This is a genomic window from Mesorhizobium sp. P3_A2, assembly GCF_056403115.1.
Genome location: NZ_JBFUGC010000005.1, coordinates 197,144 through 214,513 on the forward strand (window position 1 = coordinate 197,144; position 17,370 = coordinate 214,513).

General features: G+C 62.7%; 14 protein-coding genes. 9 read left to right on the forward strand and 5 right to left on the reverse strand.

What is annotated here, in order from left to right:
* Window positions 1-31: 31 nt before the first annotated feature.
* Window positions 32-499 carry a VOC family protein gene (locus AC1DXM_RS13835; protein WP_477233551.1) on the reverse strand — a complete coding sequence of 156 codons (468 nt, stop codon included), beginning with the start codon at window positions 497-499 and terminating at the stop codon, window positions 32-34.
* Window positions 500-770: 271 nt separating this feature from the next.
* On the opposite strand from AC1DXM_RS13835, the gene ilvD reads away from it, so the two are divergent.
* Window positions 771-2,615: a dihydroxy-acid dehydratase gene (ilvD, locus tag AC1DXM_RS13840; RefSeq protein WP_477233552.1), complete on the forward strand. Its 1,845-nt coding sequence runs from the start codon at window positions 771-773 to the stop codon at window positions 2,613-2,615.
* Between the two features lie 113 nt (window positions 2,616-2,728).
* Here the strand turns inward: ilvD and AC1DXM_RS13845 are convergent, their stop codons facing one another.
* Window positions 2,729-4,483: an ABC transporter ATP-binding protein gene (locus tag AC1DXM_RS13845; protein WP_477233553.1), complete on the reverse strand. Its 1,755-nt coding sequence runs from the start codon at window positions 4,481-4,483 to the stop codon at window positions 2,729-2,731.
* A 151-nt stretch (window positions 4,484-4,634) separates the two neighbouring features.
* Here AC1DXM_RS13845 and AC1DXM_RS13850 point away from each other — a divergent pair, with 151 nt between their 5' ends.
* The 3 genes from AC1DXM_RS13850 (at window position 4,635) to AC1DXM_RS13860 (ending at window position 7,854) form a co-directional block, all read left to right on the forward strand.
* A complete protein-coding gene (locus AC1DXM_RS13850) occupies window positions 4,635-5,930 on the forward strand; it encodes an amidohydrolase family protein (RefSeq protein WP_477233554.1) in 1,296 nt (431 codons plus the stop codon).
* Window positions 5,931-6,228: 298 nt separating this feature from the next.
* Window positions 6,229-7,152, forward strand: a complete 924-nt coding sequence (locus AC1DXM_RS13855) for a DMT family transporter (protein WP_477233555.1) — start codon at window positions 6,229-6,231, stop codon at window positions 7,150-7,152.
* Between the two features lie 228 nt (window positions 7,153-7,380).
* Complete coding sequence (locus AC1DXM_RS13860; protein ID WP_477233556.1) at window positions 7,381-7,854, forward strand: DUF805 domain-containing protein; 474 nt, start codon at window positions 7,381-7,383, stop codon at window positions 7,852-7,854.
* A 26-nt stretch (window positions 7,855-7,880) separates the two neighbouring features.
* Here the strand turns inward: AC1DXM_RS13860 and AC1DXM_RS13865 are convergent, their stop codons facing one another.
* Window positions 7,881-8,783: a phosphotransferase gene (locus AC1DXM_RS13865; RefSeq protein WP_477233557.1), complete on the reverse strand. Its 903-nt coding sequence runs from the start codon at window positions 8,781-8,783 to the stop codon at window positions 7,881-7,883.
* A 107-nt stretch (window positions 8,784-8,890) separates the two neighbouring features.
* Between AC1DXM_RS13865 and AC1DXM_RS13870 the strand changes: the two genes are divergently transcribed.
* On the forward strand, window positions 8,891-9,523 hold the full coding sequence (locus AC1DXM_RS13870) for a class I SAM-dependent DNA methyltransferase (protein ID WP_477233558.1): 633 nt from the start codon (window positions 8,891-8,893) through the stop codon (window positions 9,521-9,523).
* Between the two features lie 12 nt (window positions 9,524-9,535).
* On the opposite strand, the gene AC1DXM_RS13875 is transcribed toward AC1DXM_RS13870, so the two are convergent.
* Window positions 9,536-11,989, reverse strand: a complete 2,454-nt coding sequence (locus AC1DXM_RS13875) for a GcvT family protein (protein WP_477233559.1) — start codon at window positions 11,987-11,989, stop codon at window positions 9,536-9,538.
* Window positions 11,986-12,870: a phosphotransferase gene (locus tag AC1DXM_RS13880; RefSeq protein ID WP_477233560.1), complete on the reverse strand. Its 885-nt coding sequence runs from the start codon at window positions 12,868-12,870 to the stop codon at window positions 11,986-11,988. Before AC1DXM_RS13880 ends, AC1DXM_RS13875 begins: the two co-directional genes overlap by 4 nt.
* 421 nt (window positions 12,871-13,291) lie before the next feature.
* Here AC1DXM_RS13880 and AC1DXM_RS13885 point away from each other — a divergent pair, with 421 nt between their 5' ends.
* The 4 genes from AC1DXM_RS13885 to AC1DXM_RS13900 all read left to right on the forward strand — a co-directional run bounded on the left by AC1DXM_RS13885 (window position 13,292) and on the right by AC1DXM_RS13900 (window position 17,240).
* Window positions 13,292-14,056: a DeoR/GlpR family DNA-binding transcription regulator gene (locus AC1DXM_RS13885; protein WP_477233561.1), complete on the forward strand. Its 765-nt coding sequence runs from the start codon at window positions 13,292-13,294 to the stop codon at window positions 14,054-14,056.
* A 209-nt stretch (window positions 14,057-14,265) separates the two neighbouring features.
* The gene (locus AC1DXM_RS13890) at window positions 14,266-14,883 is read left to right on the forward strand and encodes a DedA family protein (RefSeq protein WP_477233562.1); all 618 of its coding nucleotides are present in this window, start codon (window positions 14,266-14,268) and stop codon (window positions 14,881-14,883) included.
* Between the two features lie 80 nt (window positions 14,884-14,963).
* Window positions 14,964-15,875 carry a LysR family transcriptional regulator gene (locus AC1DXM_RS13895; RefSeq protein WP_477233563.1) on the forward strand — a complete coding sequence of 304 codons (912 nt, stop codon included), beginning with the start codon at window positions 14,964-14,966 and terminating at the stop codon, window positions 15,873-15,875.
* A gap of 210 nt (window positions 15,876-16,085) precedes the next feature.
* A complete protein-coding gene (locus tag AC1DXM_RS13900; RefSeq protein WP_477233564.1) occupies window positions 16,086-17,240 on the forward strand; it encodes an ABC transporter substrate-binding protein in 1,155 nt (384 codons plus the stop codon).
* The last annotated feature ends 130 nt before the right edge of the window (window positions 17,241-17,370 follow it).

Genomic DNA, 17,370 nt, shown 5'->3' on the forward strand with positions numbered 1-17,370 from the left:
CACAGGGGGAGAAGGGAAGATCGTGCAGTTCTCACCCCTTGGCCGCCGCTTCGATCTTCGCGATGTCGATCTTGCCCATCTGCATCATTGCCGACATCACCCGCCCGGCCTTGGCCCGGTCCGGATCCAGAAGCAGGCGCGGCAGTTGCTCCGGCACGACCTGCCAGGAGACGCCGAACTTGTCTTTCAGCCAGCTGCAGGCTCCGGGCTCGCCGCCCTCGGTGAGCTTCTCCCAGAAATAATCGACCTCTTCCTGCGTTTTGCAATCGATCGACTGTGACATCGCCTCGTTGAACTTGAATTGCGGGCCGCCATTGAGCGCCTGGAACGGCACGCCGTCGAGCTCGAACGTGGTCAACAGCACTTTGCCCGCATCAGCGTGGCCTTCGGGCCAGCGCAGGACGCTCGTAACCTTCGAATTCTTGAAGATGGAGACGTAGAAATTCATCGCCTCTTCGGCCTGGCCGTCGAACCACAGGCAGGTGGTGATCTTTTGCATGTCTCGCTCCTCGGGGTGTTTTGGTTGCGGTTACGGATGAAACGGCTGACTCTAGAAATGGTGCCATTCCCTTGCCGTTGACCCAAGGACGCGCGTCCAGCAGACGATCCGACACTGGCCGCAATTTTTTTCGCAAACTCCGATTTTTACGAGAATCTGGCGCATTGCAAAAATGTGGCCAGACCATACTTGGCGGTCTATAAACCCTGCGATCCAAATTCAGCGCCGCCACGCTCCGCACTGGGCGCAGCCAGCCAGCTAAGGAATATCCATGCCAGCCTATCGTTCCCGCACCACCACCCATGGCCGCAACATGGCCGGCGCCCGCGGCCTGTGGCGCGCTACAGGCATGAAGGATTCGGATTTCGGCAAGCCGATCATCGCGGTGGTCAACTCCTTCACCCAGTTCGTGCCGGGCCATGTCCATCTCAAGGACCTTGGCCAGCTGGTGGCGCGCGAGATCGAGAAGGCCGGAGGCGTCGCCAAGGAATTCAACACCATCGCCGTCGATGACGGCATCGCCATGGGCCATGACGGCATGCTCTATTCGCTGCCGTCGCGCGAGCTGATCGCCGATTCCGTCGAATACATGGTCAATGCGCACTGCGCCGACGCCATGGTCTGCATCTCCAATTGCGACAAGATCACGCCTGGCATGCTGATGGCCTCGCTACGCCTCAACATCCCCACCGTCTTTGTGTCAGGCGGCCCGATGGAAGCCGGCAAGGTGGTGCTGGCCGGCAAGACGCAGGCGCTCGACCTCGTCGACGCCATGGTTGCCGCCGCCGACGACAAGATCTCCGACGAGGACGTCAAGGTCATCGAACGTTCGGCCTGCCCGACCTGCGGTTCCTGCTCGGGCATGTTCACCGCCAATTCGATGAATTGTTTGACCGAGGCGCTCGGCCTGTCGCTTCCGGGCAACGGCTCGACGCTGGCCACCCACGCCGACCGCAAGCGCCTGTTCGTCGAGGCGGGCCATCTCATCGTCGATCTCGCCCAGCGCTATTATGAGCAGGATGACGAGACGGCATTGCCGCGCAGCATCGCCTCCAAGGGCGCCTTCGAAAACGCCATGACGCTCGACATCGCCATGGGCGGCTCGACCAACACCGTGCTACACATCCTGGCGGCCGCGCATGAGGGCGAGGTCGACTTCACCATGGAAGACATCGACCGGCTGTCGCGGCGGGTTCCGGTGCTGTGCAAGGTCGCACCGGCCAAATCCGACGTGCATATGGAAGACGTCCACCGCGCCGGCGGCATCATGGCCATCCTCGGCCAGCTCGACAATGCCGGGCTGCTCAACCGCGACCTGCCGACGGTGCATACGGCGAGCCTTGGCGAAGCGCTCGACCATTGGGATATTTCCCGCACCACGAGCCAGAACGTTCGCGACTTCTTCCTTGCCGCCCCCGGCGGCGTGCCGACGCAAGTCGCCTTCAGCCAGGACCGCCGCTGGGACGAGCTCGATCTTGACCGCGAGAAAGGTGTCATCCGGTCGGCCGAGGCGCCGTTCTCGAAGGACGGTGGCCTTGCGGTGCTGAAGGGCAATCTGGCGCTCGACGGCTGCATCGTGAAGACGGCCGGCGTCGACGAGTCGATCCTGAAATTCACCGGCCCGGCGCGGGTGTTCGAAAGCCAGGACGCTTCGGTGAAAGCGATCCTGTCGAACGAGATCAAGGCCGGCGACGTCGTCGTCATCCGCTATGAAGGGCCGCGCGGCGGCCCCGGCATGCAGGAAATGCTCTATCCCACGAGCTATCTGAAGTCGAAAGGGCTGGGCAAGGCCTGCGCGCTGGTCACCGACGGCCGCTTCTCCGGCGGCACGTCAGGCCTGTCGATCGGCCATGCCTCGCCGGAAGCGGCGGAAGGCGGGCTGATCGGACTGGTGCAGGAAGGCGATACGATCGAGATCGACATCCCGAACCGCATCATCCACCTGGCGGTCAGCGATGCTGAACTCGATGCTCGGCGAGTGGCGATGGAGGCCAAGGGCGCCTTAGCCTGGAAGCCCGAGGAAAAGCGCAAGCGCAAGGTGACGACGGCGCTGCGCGCCTACGCCGCCTTCGCCACCAGCGCCGACAAGGGCGCAGTGCGGCACGTGCCGGAGTAAGTTAGTACCTCCCCCTTGTGGGGAGGTCGGACCGAAGGTCCGGGTGGGGGTGCGGCGCCGACCCCCGCCCCGCTGCTTCGCAGCGACCCTCCCCACAAGGGGGAGGGTAAGGCTCACGGCATCAACTGATACTCATAAAGCTTCTGATACAGCCCGCCCTGGTTGAGCAGCGTGCGATGCGCGCCGCTTTCCACCACCTTGCCGGCTTCCAGCACCACGATCGTGTCGGCCTGGTGCACCGTCGACAGGCGGTGGGCGATGACGATGGTGGTGCGCCCGACCGTCAGCTGCTGCAGCGCATCGCGGAACAGCGCCTCGGATTCGGCGTCGAGCGCGCTGGTCGCTTCGTCGAGCAGCAGGATCTCCGCATTGCGCAGCATGGCGCGCGCGATCGAGATGCGCTGGCGCTGGCCGCCTGAAAGCAGCGCGCCGTTTTCGCCGACCTCCGTCTCATAACCCTTGGCCATGGCGCTGATGAAGTCATGCGCATTGGCGGCCTTGGCGGCGGCGATCACCTCTTCGTCGGTCGCGTCCTGACGGCCGAGGCGGATATTGTGCATCACCGTGCCGGCAAACAGGAACGTGTCCTGGCTGACATACGCGATCTTTTCCCGGACCGAGGCAAGCGTGGCGCCGGAGATGTCCTGACCATCGAACAGCACTTTGCCGCACTGCGGGTCATACATGCGCATGATCAGATTGAGGATGGTCGACTTGCCGCTGCCCGAGGGCCCGACCAGCGCCGTCATTTTGCCGGCCGCAAGCGTCAGATCCAGTCCTTCGAACACCGGCGGGCTTTCCGGATAGGCGAAGCTGACCTCGTCGAAACGGATTTCGCCCGGCCCGGCCAGCAACGGCTTTGCATCCGGCTTTTCGGCCAAGGTCAGCGGCCGGTCGGCGAGTTCGAACATCATGCGCACGCCGACAATGCCGCTCTCCAGCGAAATACGGACGCGCGCCAGGCGCTTTGCCGGCTCATAGGCCAAAAGCAGCGCCGCGATGAAGGCCATGATGTTGCCCGGCATCTGGCCGCCCTCCAGCACCAGAAGCCCGCTGACCAGGACCGACCCGGCAATGGCCAGCCCCGCCAGCGTTTCCATCACCGGACTGGTGGCGGCTTCCAGCGTGGCGATGTTGTTGGCGCGGTTCTCCACGTCCGACACCGCCTTGTACATGCGCTTGCGCATCGCGCCTTCGAGACCGAAGGATTTGACGACACGCACGCCGATTGCCGTTTCCTGCATCACCTGCACGATCTGGCCGAGCGAGCGGAATTCCTGCTTCGCAATCTTGCGCACACGCTTCAATATGTGGTTGACGCCGTAAATGGCGACAGGCCCGATGACGAAGCAGATCAGCGACAGCCCCGGTTGCTGCCAGACCATGACTCCGACCAGCACAACCATCGTCACCAGATCGCGCACATAGGATGTGACGACGAGGTCGAGCACGCTGCGCGCCGCTTGCGCATTGTTGGTCATGCGGGTGATCAGGTCGGACGACGAGGTCGAATGGTAAAATTCGATGCCTTGCGCCAGGATGCGGTCATAGATCTTGCGCTGCCGGTCGGCGATGATGGCATTGCCGACGCGGCTCATGAAATAGGCCTGGACGAAATTGGCGATGCCCTTGAAGACGAAGATCGCGGCGACCCCTCCGGCGATCAGGTTGACGCGGTCGAGCCTCTTGTAGATCACGAATTCATTGGTGATCTCGCGCAGGATCCAGGCGCTGGCGCCCGTCATGGCGGCCACCACCAGCATCGACGCGATCGCGGCGGCATAGCCAAACTTGTGCTCTTTGAAGGATTCCCTGACTAGCCTCGCGATGAGGCGCTGGTTTTCCGTCGAACGGAAGAAGCGAAACAATGGTTGATCCCATGCCTGACTGAGACGAATTTCGGATTCGCCACGGGGGCGACTGGCGGCTTATAGAGCGAGTTGCCGCCGGATGGAACCTTTGGAAAAGAGGGTGCCCATCGCGACGATAGGCGCTCAATCTGCAGGGAGATGACGACAGATGGATTTCGACCTTGTTGTGCGCGGCGGAACGCTGCCTGATGGCACTATCGCCGATCTCGGCATTGTCGGCGAGACGATCGTCGCCATCGAGCCAAAGTTGAACGTCAGCGCCGGCACGTCGATCGACGCCCATGGCAATCTGATCTCGCCGCCCTTCGTCGACCCGCATTTCCACATGGATGCGACGCTGTCCTACGGCATTCCGCGCATCAACGCCTCGGGCACGCTGCTCGAAGGCATTTCGCTGTGGGGCGAGCTGAAGCCGCTGCTGACGCATGATGCCGTGCGTGAGCGGGCGCTCGCCTATTGCGACTGGGCGGTCTCGATGGGGCTGCTCGCCATCCGCACTCATGTCGATGTCTGCGACGACCGCTTGCTGGCGGTCGAGGCGCTGCTCGACGTCAAGAAGATTGTCGCGCCCTATATCGACTTGCAACTGGTCGCTTTCCCGCAGGACGGCTTCTACCGCTCGCCGACGGCGCGGCAGAACACGCTGCGCGCGCTCGACATGGGCGTCGACATCGTCGGCGGCATCCCGCATTTCGAACGCACCATGGCCGACGGCACGCGCTCGGTGACCGAACTTTGCGAAATTGCGGCAAAGCGCGGGCTGATGGTCGACCTGCATTGCGACGAGACCGACGATCCGCTGTCACGCCATATCGAGCAGCTTGCCTATGAGACGCAGCGCCTCGGCCTGCAGGGCAGAGTGGCCGGCTCGCACCTCACCTCCATGCATTCGATGGACAATTATTACGTCTCAAAGCTCCTGCCGCTGATCGCCGAGGCCGGTGTGTCGGCGATCCCCAATCCGCTGATCAACATCATGCTGCAGGGCCGCCACGATACGTTTCCCAAGCGCCGTGGCCTGACCCGGGTGAAAGAGATGCTGGCGCTCGGCATCCGTGTCGGCTGGGGCCAGGATTGCGTGCTCGACCCCTGGTATTCGCTGGGCACCGCCGACATGCTCGACGTAGCCTTCATGGGCCTGCACGTCGCGCAAATGTCGAGCCCGGCCGACATGGCACGCTGCTTCGACATGGTCACCAATGTCAACGCCGCCATCATGGGTCTCGATCATCTCGGCCTTGCCGTGGGCAAGCGCGCCAGCTTCGTCATCCTCGACGCCGGCAACCCGATAGAGGCCTTGCGCCTGCGCGCCGAACGGCTCTGCGTCGTTGCCAGGGGCAAGGTGGTGGCCGAGCGCACGAAGCAGGAGACGCGGCTGTCGATCGCCGGGCGGTCGGGCCAGGTGAACCGCCGGCATAATGCCGCAAGTGCGTCGGCGTCGTAGGCAAGCAGGCCGGCCCAACAGGCCATTGCATCTGCTTCACAAAAAAGTACGACGGCCTTTGCCGAGTGCCTGCAGCGCATCGACCTCGATCGGCGCGCCGAATTCAGAAGGGTTTCGGTTTTCGATCCTGGGACAGGCCGATCATCTATCGCCCGATCATTATCCGCCCGCGGCCCCAATAGCCCGGCTTTCGCAGCAAGGTTGCGGATAGCCAGGAAAGGCATAGAGACAGCCGATTTCCGCCGCTGGTCTTACCGATTTGCCTCGTCAAAGCGGCGACTTGGAGCTAGGGAGCCGCATGGCCCAGTCGCTCGCTCGCAACTTTACGATCAGGAACGTGCTTCTGGCCGGCATTCTCTTGATGCTGGCCGGCGACTTCATGTTCGCGCTGAACGACGCGATGGGCAAATGGCTGGTCGCCTCTTTCTCGGTTGGCCAGGTGGTGTTTATCCGCTCGATCGGCGCGTTCATCGTGCTTGGCCCGATGATCGCCAACCAGGGCACTGCCAAGCTGTTCCAGATGGAGCGGCCTGTCCTCCAGTCTCTGCGCGTGGTTGCGACAACGGTCGATACCGCTCTGTTCTATGCCGCCGTTGTCTATCTGCCGCTTGCCGACGTGATGAGTTTCTACATGGCCGGGCCGATCTATGTGGCGGCGCTGTCGCATTTTCTGCTCGGCGAAAAGGTCGGATGGCGCCGCTGGGCTGCCATCCTGGTCGGCTTCTGCGGCGTGCTGATCATACTGAAGCCGTCCTCGGCAGCGTTTTCGCTCTCCTCGATGTTCGCGCTGGTCGGCAGCATTGCCTTCGCTTTCGCCATCATTCTCAGCCGCCGCCTGCGCGGCACCAGCGACACCACACTGGTCACCTGGCAGACGATCGGAACGCTTTTGGTCGGCGGCGTGATGACCATCGGTGCCTGGCAGACACCGTCGGCACTCGATTTCGGCGCCATGCTCCTGCTCGGCATCGTCTCCTGCAGCGCCCATCTGATGATTACCAGAGCGCTGAAGCTGGCGCCGGCCTCGACGCTGGCGCCGCTGCACTACAGCCTGCTTTTGTGGGCGGTGATCTTCGGCCTGGCCTTCTTCGGCGATGTGCCGGGCCCGCGCATCCTGATCGGCTCGGCCATCGTCGTCCTCGCCGGCCTGTTCATCTTCCACCGCCAGAAGGTGGTGGAAACCGTGGTGCCGCCGGAGAACGTGCCGAAGGGCGTGAACTGAAGCGGCAAGCGTAAAGCGGGTCGAACGGTACCGTTTTGAAGCGAGACGCTTTAGCATCTGATAACAATACGATTATCGCGCAGAATCACTGAAGTGTTCTGTCAAAAAATTTCGGTATTTACATCGATATCTTGCGGAGTAAATTTCCTGCCGGGCGCAATCTCGGATTGATTCTTGGTGGGATAGGCCAAGACCAATATCTCCGGGGAAACTGTGATTGGGGGGACAATGGGTAGCTTTTCTATATGGCATTGGCTGATCGTTTTGGTCCTTATTGGCCTGCCATTGATATTTGTTTTAAGAGCCCCGCCGGCTGGTAGCAATCGTTTCGGAGACATGCCGCCTCCGATGAATTTTATGGAAGCTATTTCGAGCTTTTTCCAAAATTATGTGAATTTTTCCGGCAGGGCCAGCCGCTCCGAGTTCTGGTATTCCTATCTTTTTCTCATCATTGTCGCTGTGATTGCCTCGGTAATTGACCTTGTTGTGAACAATGAAATCATCTCCTCGCTCTGGAATCTTGCCGTTCTTCTGCCGACACTTGCCATGACCACGCGCCGGCTGCACGACATCAACAGAAGCGGTTGGCATCAGCTCCTTGCGGGATTGTTTCCCATCGGCACCATCGCGCTGATCGTCTGGTACTGCAAAAAGTCCGACGACACAGTGACGATGAGTGAAATAGAGCGGGTTTTCAAATAACCGGCAAAGGAGCTGAGCGCTCTGCGTCAGCCTCTGCGCACAGCCGCCAGGTGCCGTGAAAACTCTGGCGTCTCCATCAGCGCCTTGCAGCGAGCGAAACGTCCGTCGGCATAGGCGCGGAAATCCTCGACCGGATTGTTGTTGGCAAGCTGGATCAACCCCCACAGCGTCCACAACAGGTCGCACATCGCCTTGTAGATGACGACGCGGCCGCGTTCGGCCGGTCTTGCCTCGCCGCCGAAATAGGCGCGCATCATCTCTTCCTCTTGCGCTGCATCGAACCTGCCTTCGACCGAGAGGTCGCCGAGATCCCAGAGCGGGTCGTTCATCCCTGAATATTCCCAGTCGACGATCCACATCCGCTCGCCCGTATCGAGAAAATTCTCGCACAGCGGGTCGCAATGGCAGGCCGCAAGCGGCAGCTTGTGAGCTGCAAGGGCAGAACGCACGGTTTCAGATTCGCGCACGACATCGTGGTAGCCGGGAGGCAAGGCCACGTCCTTGGTCGACAAGACCTTGAGGTAGTCGTCGATCATCGCAAACAGCTCGAAGCGGAACGGAAACACTGCGCCGGACGTGTGCAGCTTGCGGAAGGCCTCACCGGCGCGGGCCGGGCTGCCGGCACGCAGCTTGAATTTTTCCGGCGACATCGTCTCGGCGCCGGCAACGAAGCGGCTCGCCATCACGCCCGTCTTTGGGTCGACATGCAGCACTTCTGGACTGACGCCGGCTTTGGCCGCCTCGCTTGCCGCCACGGCTTCATTGGCGCGGTTGATGTATTCTTCAGTGCCTTTGCCGGGGATACGCAGGCAGACATCGCCGGCCCGGAAGACGAGATTGGTCATGCCGCCCAACCGCTCCAGCGGTCCGTCATAGCCGGCCAATGCCGGAATCGCCGCAAGTGTTGCGCGTGCCTCGTCCGTCCCCATGGCTGTTGCCCCTGGCCGTGTTATTTCTTTCGATAACGGTTCCACAGTTTTCGCCGTTTGGCTATCATCGGTTCGAGGGTGAGCATCGAGCTGGCGGAGAAACAGCGATGGCGGGAAACAAGGATCATGGCGGGCTCGGCGCCGCCTATGCGGCGCAACGGCCCGAGGACGTGGCCGCGATCTATGACAACTGGTCGGAAACCTACGATGCCGACATGTCGGCCGCCGGCTACCGCCACCCAACGATCTGCCTGGCCCTGCTCGCCCGCCATTTGCCGCGTGGCGCCGCCCCGCTACTCGATGCCGGCGCAGGCACCGGGCTGATCGGCGAATGGCTGGCCATTACCGGCTACCCCGAGGTCGAGGCGCTCGACATTTCGCAGGGCATGCTCACCAAGGCGGCGGCAAAGGGCGTCTATTCGGCGTTGCATTGCCTGGCGCTCGGCGGCCCGCTGCCCTTTGCCGACAATGCCTATGCCGGCATCGTCTCGGCCGGCATCTTCACCTCCGGCCATGTCGGCGCCGAGGGGCTGGACGAACTGATCCGCATCTGCCGGCCGGGCGGCGTCATCGTGCTGACGGTCAAGAACACGTTGTGGAACGCAGGCTTTGCCGAACGCATCGCAGCACTGGAGGCCGAGGGCAGGGTGGTCCGCGCCGAGGAGACGGCGCCCTATGTCTCGATGCCAGGCGAAGCCGACACCGTGCCCAGCCGGGGTCTTGTCCTGCGGGTGAATTGATTCTGGCTCGGCCTATGCCTTGATCTTGCTCATCGCCGGATCGTACATCGGCTCGAGATGGATCTTGGCCGGCGTCCGCTCCATCGCCACCACCAACTCATAGTCGCCTGAGCTGAGGAAGTCGTCGCTGACGCCGTCGGCATTGCGCACATAGCCATAGCCGATGTTCTTAGCCACCGTGTAGCCATAGCCGCCGCTGGTGAGGTACCCGACCGGTTCGCCATTGCGCAAAATCGTCTCGCGCCCGACCAGCACGATATCGGGGTCGTCGACGGTGAAGCCGGCAAAGCGTTTCTTTAACGTCGCGCCATTGACCTGTTCGAGCGCGCGGCGGCCGACGAAATCGGTGTTCTTCCTCAGCTTCACCGCCCAGCCGAGACCCGCCTCCTGCGGCGTGTCGTTGGGCGTGATGTCGGAGCCCCAGGCGCGGTAACCCTTCTCCAGCCGCAGCGATTCCAGCGCCCGGTAGCCGACCGGGCGGATGCCGTGCGGCTCGCCCGCCGCCATCAGCGCATCGAAGATCTCGCCGGTGGCGGCGATCGGCACGTGCAGCTCCCAGCCAAGCTCGCCGACATAGGTGACGCGCAGCGCCCGGATTGTATGATCAGCGATCCCGATCTCGCGCACATGGCCGAATGGGAAGGCGGCATTCGAGACATCCGTCTCGGTGACCGCCGCAAGCACCTCGCGGGCGCGCGGCCCCATCAGCGACAGCGTGCCGAAATCCTCGGTGACATCTTTCAACGTCACGTCGAGTTCCTTGCCGACATGGTCGCCGATCCAGGAGAGATCGTGCGTGCGGAAGCCGGTGCCGGTGACGATGTAGAATTTGTCTTCGGCAAGCCTTGCCACCGTCAGGTCGGCTTCGATGCCGCCGCGCGTGTTGAGAAGCTGCGTGTAGGTCAGCCGTCCCACCGGCTTGGCGACATCGTTGGCGCAGATCCAGTCCAGCGCCTTTTGTGCGTCCGCACCCGTCATCTCGTATTTGGCGAAGGAGGACTGGTCGAAAATACCGACCTTTTCGCGCACATGCCGGTGCTCATCACCGACGGGCGCGAACCAGTTTTGACGGCCCATCGAATAGATGTCTTCGGGCTTGGTGCCCTCAGGCGCGAACCAGTTCGGACGCTCCCAGCCGAGTTTGGAGCCGAACACGGCGCGGTGAAGCTTCAGCCGGTCATAGAGTGGCGAGACGATGCGTGGCCGTCCCGAGACGTATTCCTCATGCGGAAAGCCGATCGTGTAGTGCTTGCCGTAGGCTTCCAGCGTGCGGTCGCTGACCCATTGCCGGTCGCGGTGCAGGCCGGAAAAGCGCCTGATGTCGACCACCCACAAATCGAGTGGCGCTTCCCCGTCGACCACCCATTGCGCCAGCACCCAGCCGGCGCCGCCACCCGACGCAATACCGAAGGCGTTGAAGCCGGCCCCGACGAACATGTTGGCGCATTCGGGCGCGACACCGAGGATGAAATTGCCATCCGGCGTAAAACTTTCCGGTCCGTTGATCATCTGCTTGACGCCGGCGCGCTCCAGCGCCGGCACGCGCGCGATCGCCTGACTCATGTGTTGTTCGAAGTGATCGTAATCGTCGTTGAACAGGCGAAATTCCCACTCGTCAGGCACATCGCCGCCGGGCAGGCCGGTCGCCCAGGCCTGCGGGTTCGGCTCATAGCCACCCATCACCAGCCCGCCGACCTCTTCCTTGAAATAGGTGCGGCGGTCGGGGTCGCGGATGGTTGGCGCGTCGGTCGCCAGCCCGTCGATCTTCTCGGTGATGATGTATTGGTGCTTGACCGGCTGCAACGGCACGGAAATGCCGGCCATGGCGCCGACCTGGCGCGCCCATTGCCCGGCGCAGTTCACCACCTTGTCGCAGGCGATGTCGCCCTTGTTGGTCTTAACCGCGGTGATACGCCCGTCCTTCATGTCGAAGCCGGTGACGCGGACATCCTCGAACAGTTTGGCGCCATGCATGCGCGCGCCCTTGGCCAGCGACTGCGTGATGTCGGAGGGGCTGGCCTGGCCGTCGGTCGGCAGCCAACTCGCGCCGACGAGGTCGCTGGTCTCCAGCAGCGGCCACATCTTTTTCACCTCAGCCGGTGACAGCAACTGCATGTCCATGCCGAAGCTTTTTGCTGTCGTCGCCAGCCTTTTGTATTCGGTCCAGCGGTCGGCGTTGGTGGCAAGCCTGAGGCACCCCGTCATCTTCCAGCCGGTGGCGAGCCCGGTCTCGGCCTCCAGCCCCTTGTAGAGCTCGACCGAATATTTGAGCACGCGGGTGATCGAGGCCGACGAGCGCAGCTGTCCGACCAGCCCGGCCGCATGCCAGGTCGAGCCGGAGGTCAGCTTGCCCTGCTCCAGCAGCACGACATCGGCCTTGTGGTCGCGCGCCAGATGATAGGCCGTCGAACAGCCGATAATGCCACCGCCGATGACGACGATGCCGGCTTGCGTTGGCAAGGTCATGGCCGTGTTCCGTATTTCGTGCGGTAATTGTCCAGCGCTGCGTCGAGCCGCGTCAGGTTCTCTGCGGTATAGGCGACGTAGTCGATGCCCGGCGCATCGAGATAAAGCTCGGAAACCATGCTCCACATCGCCTCGCGCAACAGTGATGCACATTGCATGGCCGCATGAGAACGACGGATCGCCTCATCCGGCTCGCGCATGAAATAGGCGGTGAGGAAGGCGAAGGACTCGGCGTCGCTCATCTCGGCATTGGAGGCAACGCCGGCAAGATCGAACATCGCGGTGTTGAAGCCGGCATATTCGAAGTCGATCAGCCATAGCCTGTCACCGTCGTCAAGAATATTTGCCGGCAAAAGATCGTTATGGCCGAACACGATCGGCAGCAGCTTCTGCGCCCGCTCCAACTCGTCGGCCAGCGCCAGCAGCCGGGGCAGCTCGTCGCGCTTGCGGCTGCCGCCTTCGCTCAGTGTGCGCGCATAGTCGCGGATGACATGGAAGACCCAGAACATGAAGCCGGCGCCGGAGATGTGACTGGGCATCTCGCGATGGAACCCGCGCATCAGCGCAGCCACCCGGCCGATATTGGCGCGCACGTCTTCGGCGACATAGGTTTTTGCGCCGAGGAATTCCGTGACCATGATGCCGGGCTCGGAGTATAGAACCGCCGGCGCGAAGCCCGCTTCATGCGCAGCCCGCGATGTCATCACCTCGCGGTCGCGAAAGACGTGGTGGAACGGATAGTCCTGGCCGAAGCGCACGACGTGCCGCCCGGCCGCGTCCTTGACCAGGTAGTTTGCGTTGCTGAGGCCGCCCGGCAGCGGTGCAATGTCGACGCTGCCGTTCCAGCAGGGCAGGGCCCGGATGCGATCTTCAGCAGTCACGGGCCACCCCTGATTTGACGGAGCTTCGACAAGGCGGCGCGCCGCGCAAAGAGGGTTGGGGGAACGCAAAAATCTCGTCGGTGCGGGACGCCGGGACTCTCCCGTCCCGCGCCGCACCGACGAGCCCCTTTGGCCAGGTTTTGATACCCGGTCTCCGCCCCCGCGGATTTGAAAAGCCTTTGTGCCAGATCAATCCCAGACGGTCTGGCCAGACGGTCCGGTCCGTGAATTGCGGCTCTGCCATCACCCTCCCGTGGCAGTTCCGAAGCCTGTCACGCGATCAATGTCACGCCAGTGCCGCCCGGGTGTCAATCAAATGTTGTGACTTTTTCTGGGTGTTTTGCCCGAAACCGCCTGCAATTCCTTTAAAAACGTCTGTATTGCCCTAAAACCGGGCAGATCGCAGAATTCGAGAGGCCACATGATCCATTCGAAACGGCATGGCGAAATCCTCCGTCTCCTGAAGGAAGAGGGTACCGTCACCATCGCCAGCCTGGCCGACCGGCTGGGGGTCTCGCTTGAAACCGTGCGCCGTGATGTCAAGCCGCTCACCGGTAACGGCTCGGTGCTGAAGATGCACGGCGCCATCGGCCTGCCGTCGATGACCGGCGAAGCGCCGTTCGAGCGGCGCATGCGCGACAATGCCGAGGCCAAGCGGCTGATCGCCCGCATGGTCGCCGCCACCATCCGCGACGGTGAATCGGTGATGCTGGATACCGGCACCACGACCTCGTTCCTGGCCCGCGAGCTGCTCGGCCACCGACGACTGACGGTGGTCACCAACTCGTCCGACATCGCCCGCACGCTGGCCACCGTCAACGGCAACAAAGTCTATATGGCAGGCGGCGAGCTGCGCAGCGATTCCGGGGCAGCCTTCGGCGTCTCGGCGATCGACTTCGTCAGCCGCTTCTCGGTCAGCCACGCGGTGATTTCGATCGGCGCGGTGGACGCCGCCGCGGGGCTGGCGGACTATGATCTGGAAGAGGCGGAGTTCGCCCGCATGGTGCTGTCGCGCGGCCAGCGCTCCCTTGTCATCACCGACCACACAAAATTCGGCCGCCAGGGTCTGGTCCAGGTCTGCGGCTTCGACGGTTTTTCCGAACTCGCCACAGACCAGCCGCCGCCGCGCGACATTGCCGTAGCACTCGCCGAGGCGGGAGCGCGCCTCAGCATCGCGGCGGCCTAGCGCGATTCCAGTGGACCAGTTCTAGCCAAACACCAGCGACTGGTGCGCCGTGATCCCGGCCATGCCGCCGCCCGATATCGCAAAGGCGATGTTGTGCATTACGCGGGCTGCATCGCCGGTCGCATATGTTGCGTGGTGCGGTGTCAAACCCGTGCGGTGTATAAGGTGTCCAGGATTAAGAACCTCAAGACCTATGACTGGCGCTTCTCATGACCGATCCGCTGTCGGCGATCCTGGGCCTCGGCCTGCTCGGCGTCGCCTGCCTCGCCTTTACCGAAAAGATCCTGCCGCTGCCGCCCTCGCATGTCCTGTTGCTGTTCCTCGGCATGACGGCAGCGCCTGATCTATCGAGGCTGGCGGTCCTGCTCCTGGTGACGACGCTGTCCGCCATTACAGGCTGCCTTGTCTGGTATGGAGTGGGACGGCGGATTGGATTGGATCGCGCTGACAGGCTGGTCGAGCGTTTCGGCAAATATGTCTGCCTGCGCTATGCGACCTATTCCAGGCTCGGCGAGGCCTATCGCCGCCATCACGTGCGGGTCTCCTTGCTGGCGCAGTTCATTCCGACGGTTCGCAACTACCTGCCGATCGCGGCCGGCGCACTCCGCCTGCCGCCACTACCCTTCGCGGCAGCGACGCTGCTCGGTGCCACGCTTTGGAATACGGGTTTTCTGGTCACCGGCTATCTCATGCGCGGCAGCGGTCGGGATTCCTATGCCATCGGCTTTCGCATCATCGTCATCGTGGTGGCGCTGGAAGCGACCTGCATGCTTGCCTTGCGTTATGGCTCGGCCTGGCGGCGGCGCATCAGGCTGTTGTTCGGCTGAGCGCGCGGCGCCAGATATCCTGCCAGGGATAAGCCCGGCGCCGGCTTTCCTTCCCTGCTGCGCCGGTGTTTAGTCCGGCCATGGCCTTCACCATCCGCCAATTGCAGTTCTTCATTGCCGTCGCCGAGCAAGGCACGGTGTCGGGCGCGGCCCAAAACCTCTCCATCTCGCAATCCTCGGTCACCGAGGCAATCAAGGAACTGGAAAGCGATCTTGGCGTCGAACTGTTCGAGCGCCATCCGCGCGGCCTCAACATCACCCACAAAGGCCACCAGTTTCTGCGCCATGCCACCAAGATCCTTGCCGACGTGTCTGACGCGCGCCGGGCTTTCTCCGACGACCAGGTGGTGGCTGGCGGACGCCTGCAGCTCGGCGTCACCTCGTTGGTCGCCGGCTATGTGCTGTCCGACCTTCTGGCGCGCTACCGCCGCGCCTATCCCGGCGTCGATGTTTCGGCCATCGAGGACAATGGCGACTATCTCGAGCACCTCCTGATCGGCGGCAAGCTCGATATCGCCGTCATGGTCACCTCTAACTTGCGCGACCGCACGGCGCTGCAGTCGGAAATCCTCGAAGTCTCGGCCTACCGGTTGTGGGTGCCGCTCGGCCACAAACTGGCCAGCGCCGACATTATCGGCATTGGCGATATTGTCGGCGAACCGCTGATCATGCTCACCGTCGACGAGATCGAGGAAAGTACCGGCAAGCTTCTGGCGGCGATCGGCGCCAAGCCGCATGTCGCCTTCCGCACCCGCTCGGTCGAAGCGGTGCGCAGCCTCGTCGCCACAGGCGCCGGCGTGGCGCTGCTGCCCGACCTCGTCTATCGGCCCTGGTCGCTGGAAGGCGACCGCATTGAATCGCGTGATATTTCAGGCACTTTGCCGGTGGTCCAGGTCGGCATGGTCTGGCGCCGCGGCTCCGGCCTGCCGCAGGCGGCACGCGACTTCATCGGCCTTGCCCAATCGCAGCGGACGGTACGCCAGCAGCGCTGATCGGATGTGCAGCTATCTATCGGAAAAACCGATATCGTGTTTCTGATAAATCAATTTGCGAAACCGGAATTTTCCAAGCACTTTTCATTTCAGGGACCGAACCGCCGCTAGAGCGGTAAGTGTCCATCGGACGAACTGACACTTTTCAGCCTGCGGCTGACCGCAGCGAAGACCGGCTTCGCAGTCAGGCGCCAAAATGGGAGATTGACGATGAATTCATTTCTGAAGACGTGCACGGCTTTGACGGTCGCGCTGACCTTTTCCGGTCAGGCCGTCGCCCAGGTCAAGGAGCTTGGCAAGGGCGAAGGCGAGGTCAGCATCGTTGCCTGGCCCGGCTATATCGAGCGCGGCGAAACCGACAAGGGCTATGACTGGGTAACCTCCTTCGAGAAGGAGAGCGGCTGCAAGGTCAACGTCAAGACCGCCAATACGTCCGACGAGATGGTCTCGCTGATGAATGAGGGCGGCTTCGACCTCGTCACCGCTTCGGGTGACGCTTCGCTGCGCCTCGTTGCCGGCAAGCGCGTGCAGCCCATCAACACCGATCTCATCCCGAGCTGGAAGACTGTCGACGACCGGCTGAAGGATGCGCCCTGGTTCACCGTCGACAAGGTGCACTACGGCGTCCCCTATCAGTGGGGTCCGAACATCCTGATGTACAACACCGATGTCTTCAAGGAAGCGCCCAAGAGCTGGAACGTCGTCTTCGAGGAAATGAACCTGCCTGACGGCAAGTCGAACAAAGGCCGCGTCCAGGCCTATGACGGCCCGATCCACATTGCCGATGCCGCCAACTATCTGATGTTCCACAAGCCGGAACTCGGCATCAAGGATCCCTACGAGCTGAACGAAGACCAGTACAAGGCGGCGCTCGAATTGCTGCGCGTCCAGCGCACGCTGGTCGGCCGCTATTGGCATGACGCCGCTATCCAGGTCGACGACTTCCAGAACGAAGGCGTCGTCGCCTCCGGTTCGTGGCCCTACCAGGTCAACACGCTGGTCGCCGCCAAGAAGCCGGTCGCCTCGACCGTGCCGGAAGAAGGCGTCACCGGCTGGGCCGACACCACCATGATGGAGGCCGACGCCGCGCACCCGAACTGCGCCTATATGTGGCTCGAACATTCGCTGTCGCCCAAGGTGCAGGGCGATGTCTCGGCCTGGTTTGGTTCGTTGCCGGTCGTCCCCGCTGCCTGCAAGGGCAACGAGCTTCTGACCGACGAAGGCTGCAAGACCAACGGCTACGACAACTTCGACAAGATCAAGTTCTGGAAGACTCCGGTCTCGAAGTGCGCCACGCAGAACGACCAGTGCGTGCCGTATTACCGCTGGGTGTCGGACTATATCGGCGTCATCGGCGGACGGTAATTTCGCCTTTACCCTCCCCTTGTGGGGAGGGTCGACGCGCAGCGTCGGGGTGGGGGTCGCGGCGGTTCGTGTCAGGCCACCCCCACCAGCGGCTTCGCCCCGACCTCCCCACAAGGAGGAGGTAGGGCGG

Excerpts from the sequence above, each read along its gene's own strand:
- AC1DXM_RS13895 (WP_477233563.1), top strand. The coding sequence starts at position 14,964 with ATGGCCTTCACCATCCGCCAATTGCAGTTCTTCATTGCCGTCGCCGAG.
- ilvD (WP_477233552.1), top strand. The coding sequence starts at position 771 with ATGCCAGCCTATCGTTCCCGCACCACCACCCATGGCCGCAACATGGCC.
- AC1DXM_RS13890 (WP_477233562.1), top strand. The coding sequence starts at position 14,266 with ATGACCGATCCGCTGTCGGCGATCCTGGGCCTCGGCCTGCTCGGCGTC.
- AC1DXM_RS13885 (WP_477233561.1), top strand. The coding sequence starts at position 13,292 with ATGATCCATTCGAAACGGCATGGCGAAATCCTCCGTCTCCTGAAGGAA.
- AC1DXM_RS13850 (WP_477233554.1), top strand. The coding sequence starts at position 4,635 with ATGGATTTCGACCTTGTTGTGCGCGGCGGAACGCTGCCTGATGGCACT.
- AC1DXM_RS13835 (WP_477233551.1), bottom strand. The coding sequence starts at position 499 with ATGCAAAAGATCACCACCTGCCTGTGGTTCGACGGCCAGGCCGAAGAG.
- AC1DXM_RS13875 (WP_477233559.1), bottom strand. The coding sequence starts at position 11,989 with ATGACCTTGCCAACGCAAGCCGGCATCGTCGTCATCGGCGGTGGCATT.
- AC1DXM_RS13900 (WP_477233564.1), top strand. The coding sequence starts at position 16,086 with ATGAATTCATTTCTGAAGACGTGCACGGCTTTGACGGTCGCGCTGACC.
- AC1DXM_RS13860 (WP_477233556.1), top strand. The coding sequence starts at position 7,381 with ATGGGTAGCTTTTCTATATGGCATTGGCTGATCGTTTTGGTCCTTATT.
- AC1DXM_RS13870 (WP_477233558.1), top strand. The coding sequence starts at position 8,891 with ATGGCGGGAAACAAGGATCATGGCGGGCTCGGCGCCGCCTATGCGGCG.
- AC1DXM_RS13865 (WP_477233557.1), bottom strand. The coding sequence starts at position 8,783 with ATGGGGACGGACGAGGCACGCGCAACACTTGCGGCGATTCCGGCATTG.
- AC1DXM_RS13855 (WP_477233555.1), top strand. The coding sequence starts at position 6,229 with ATGGCCCAGTCGCTCGCTCGCAACTTTACGATCAGGAACGTGCTTCTG.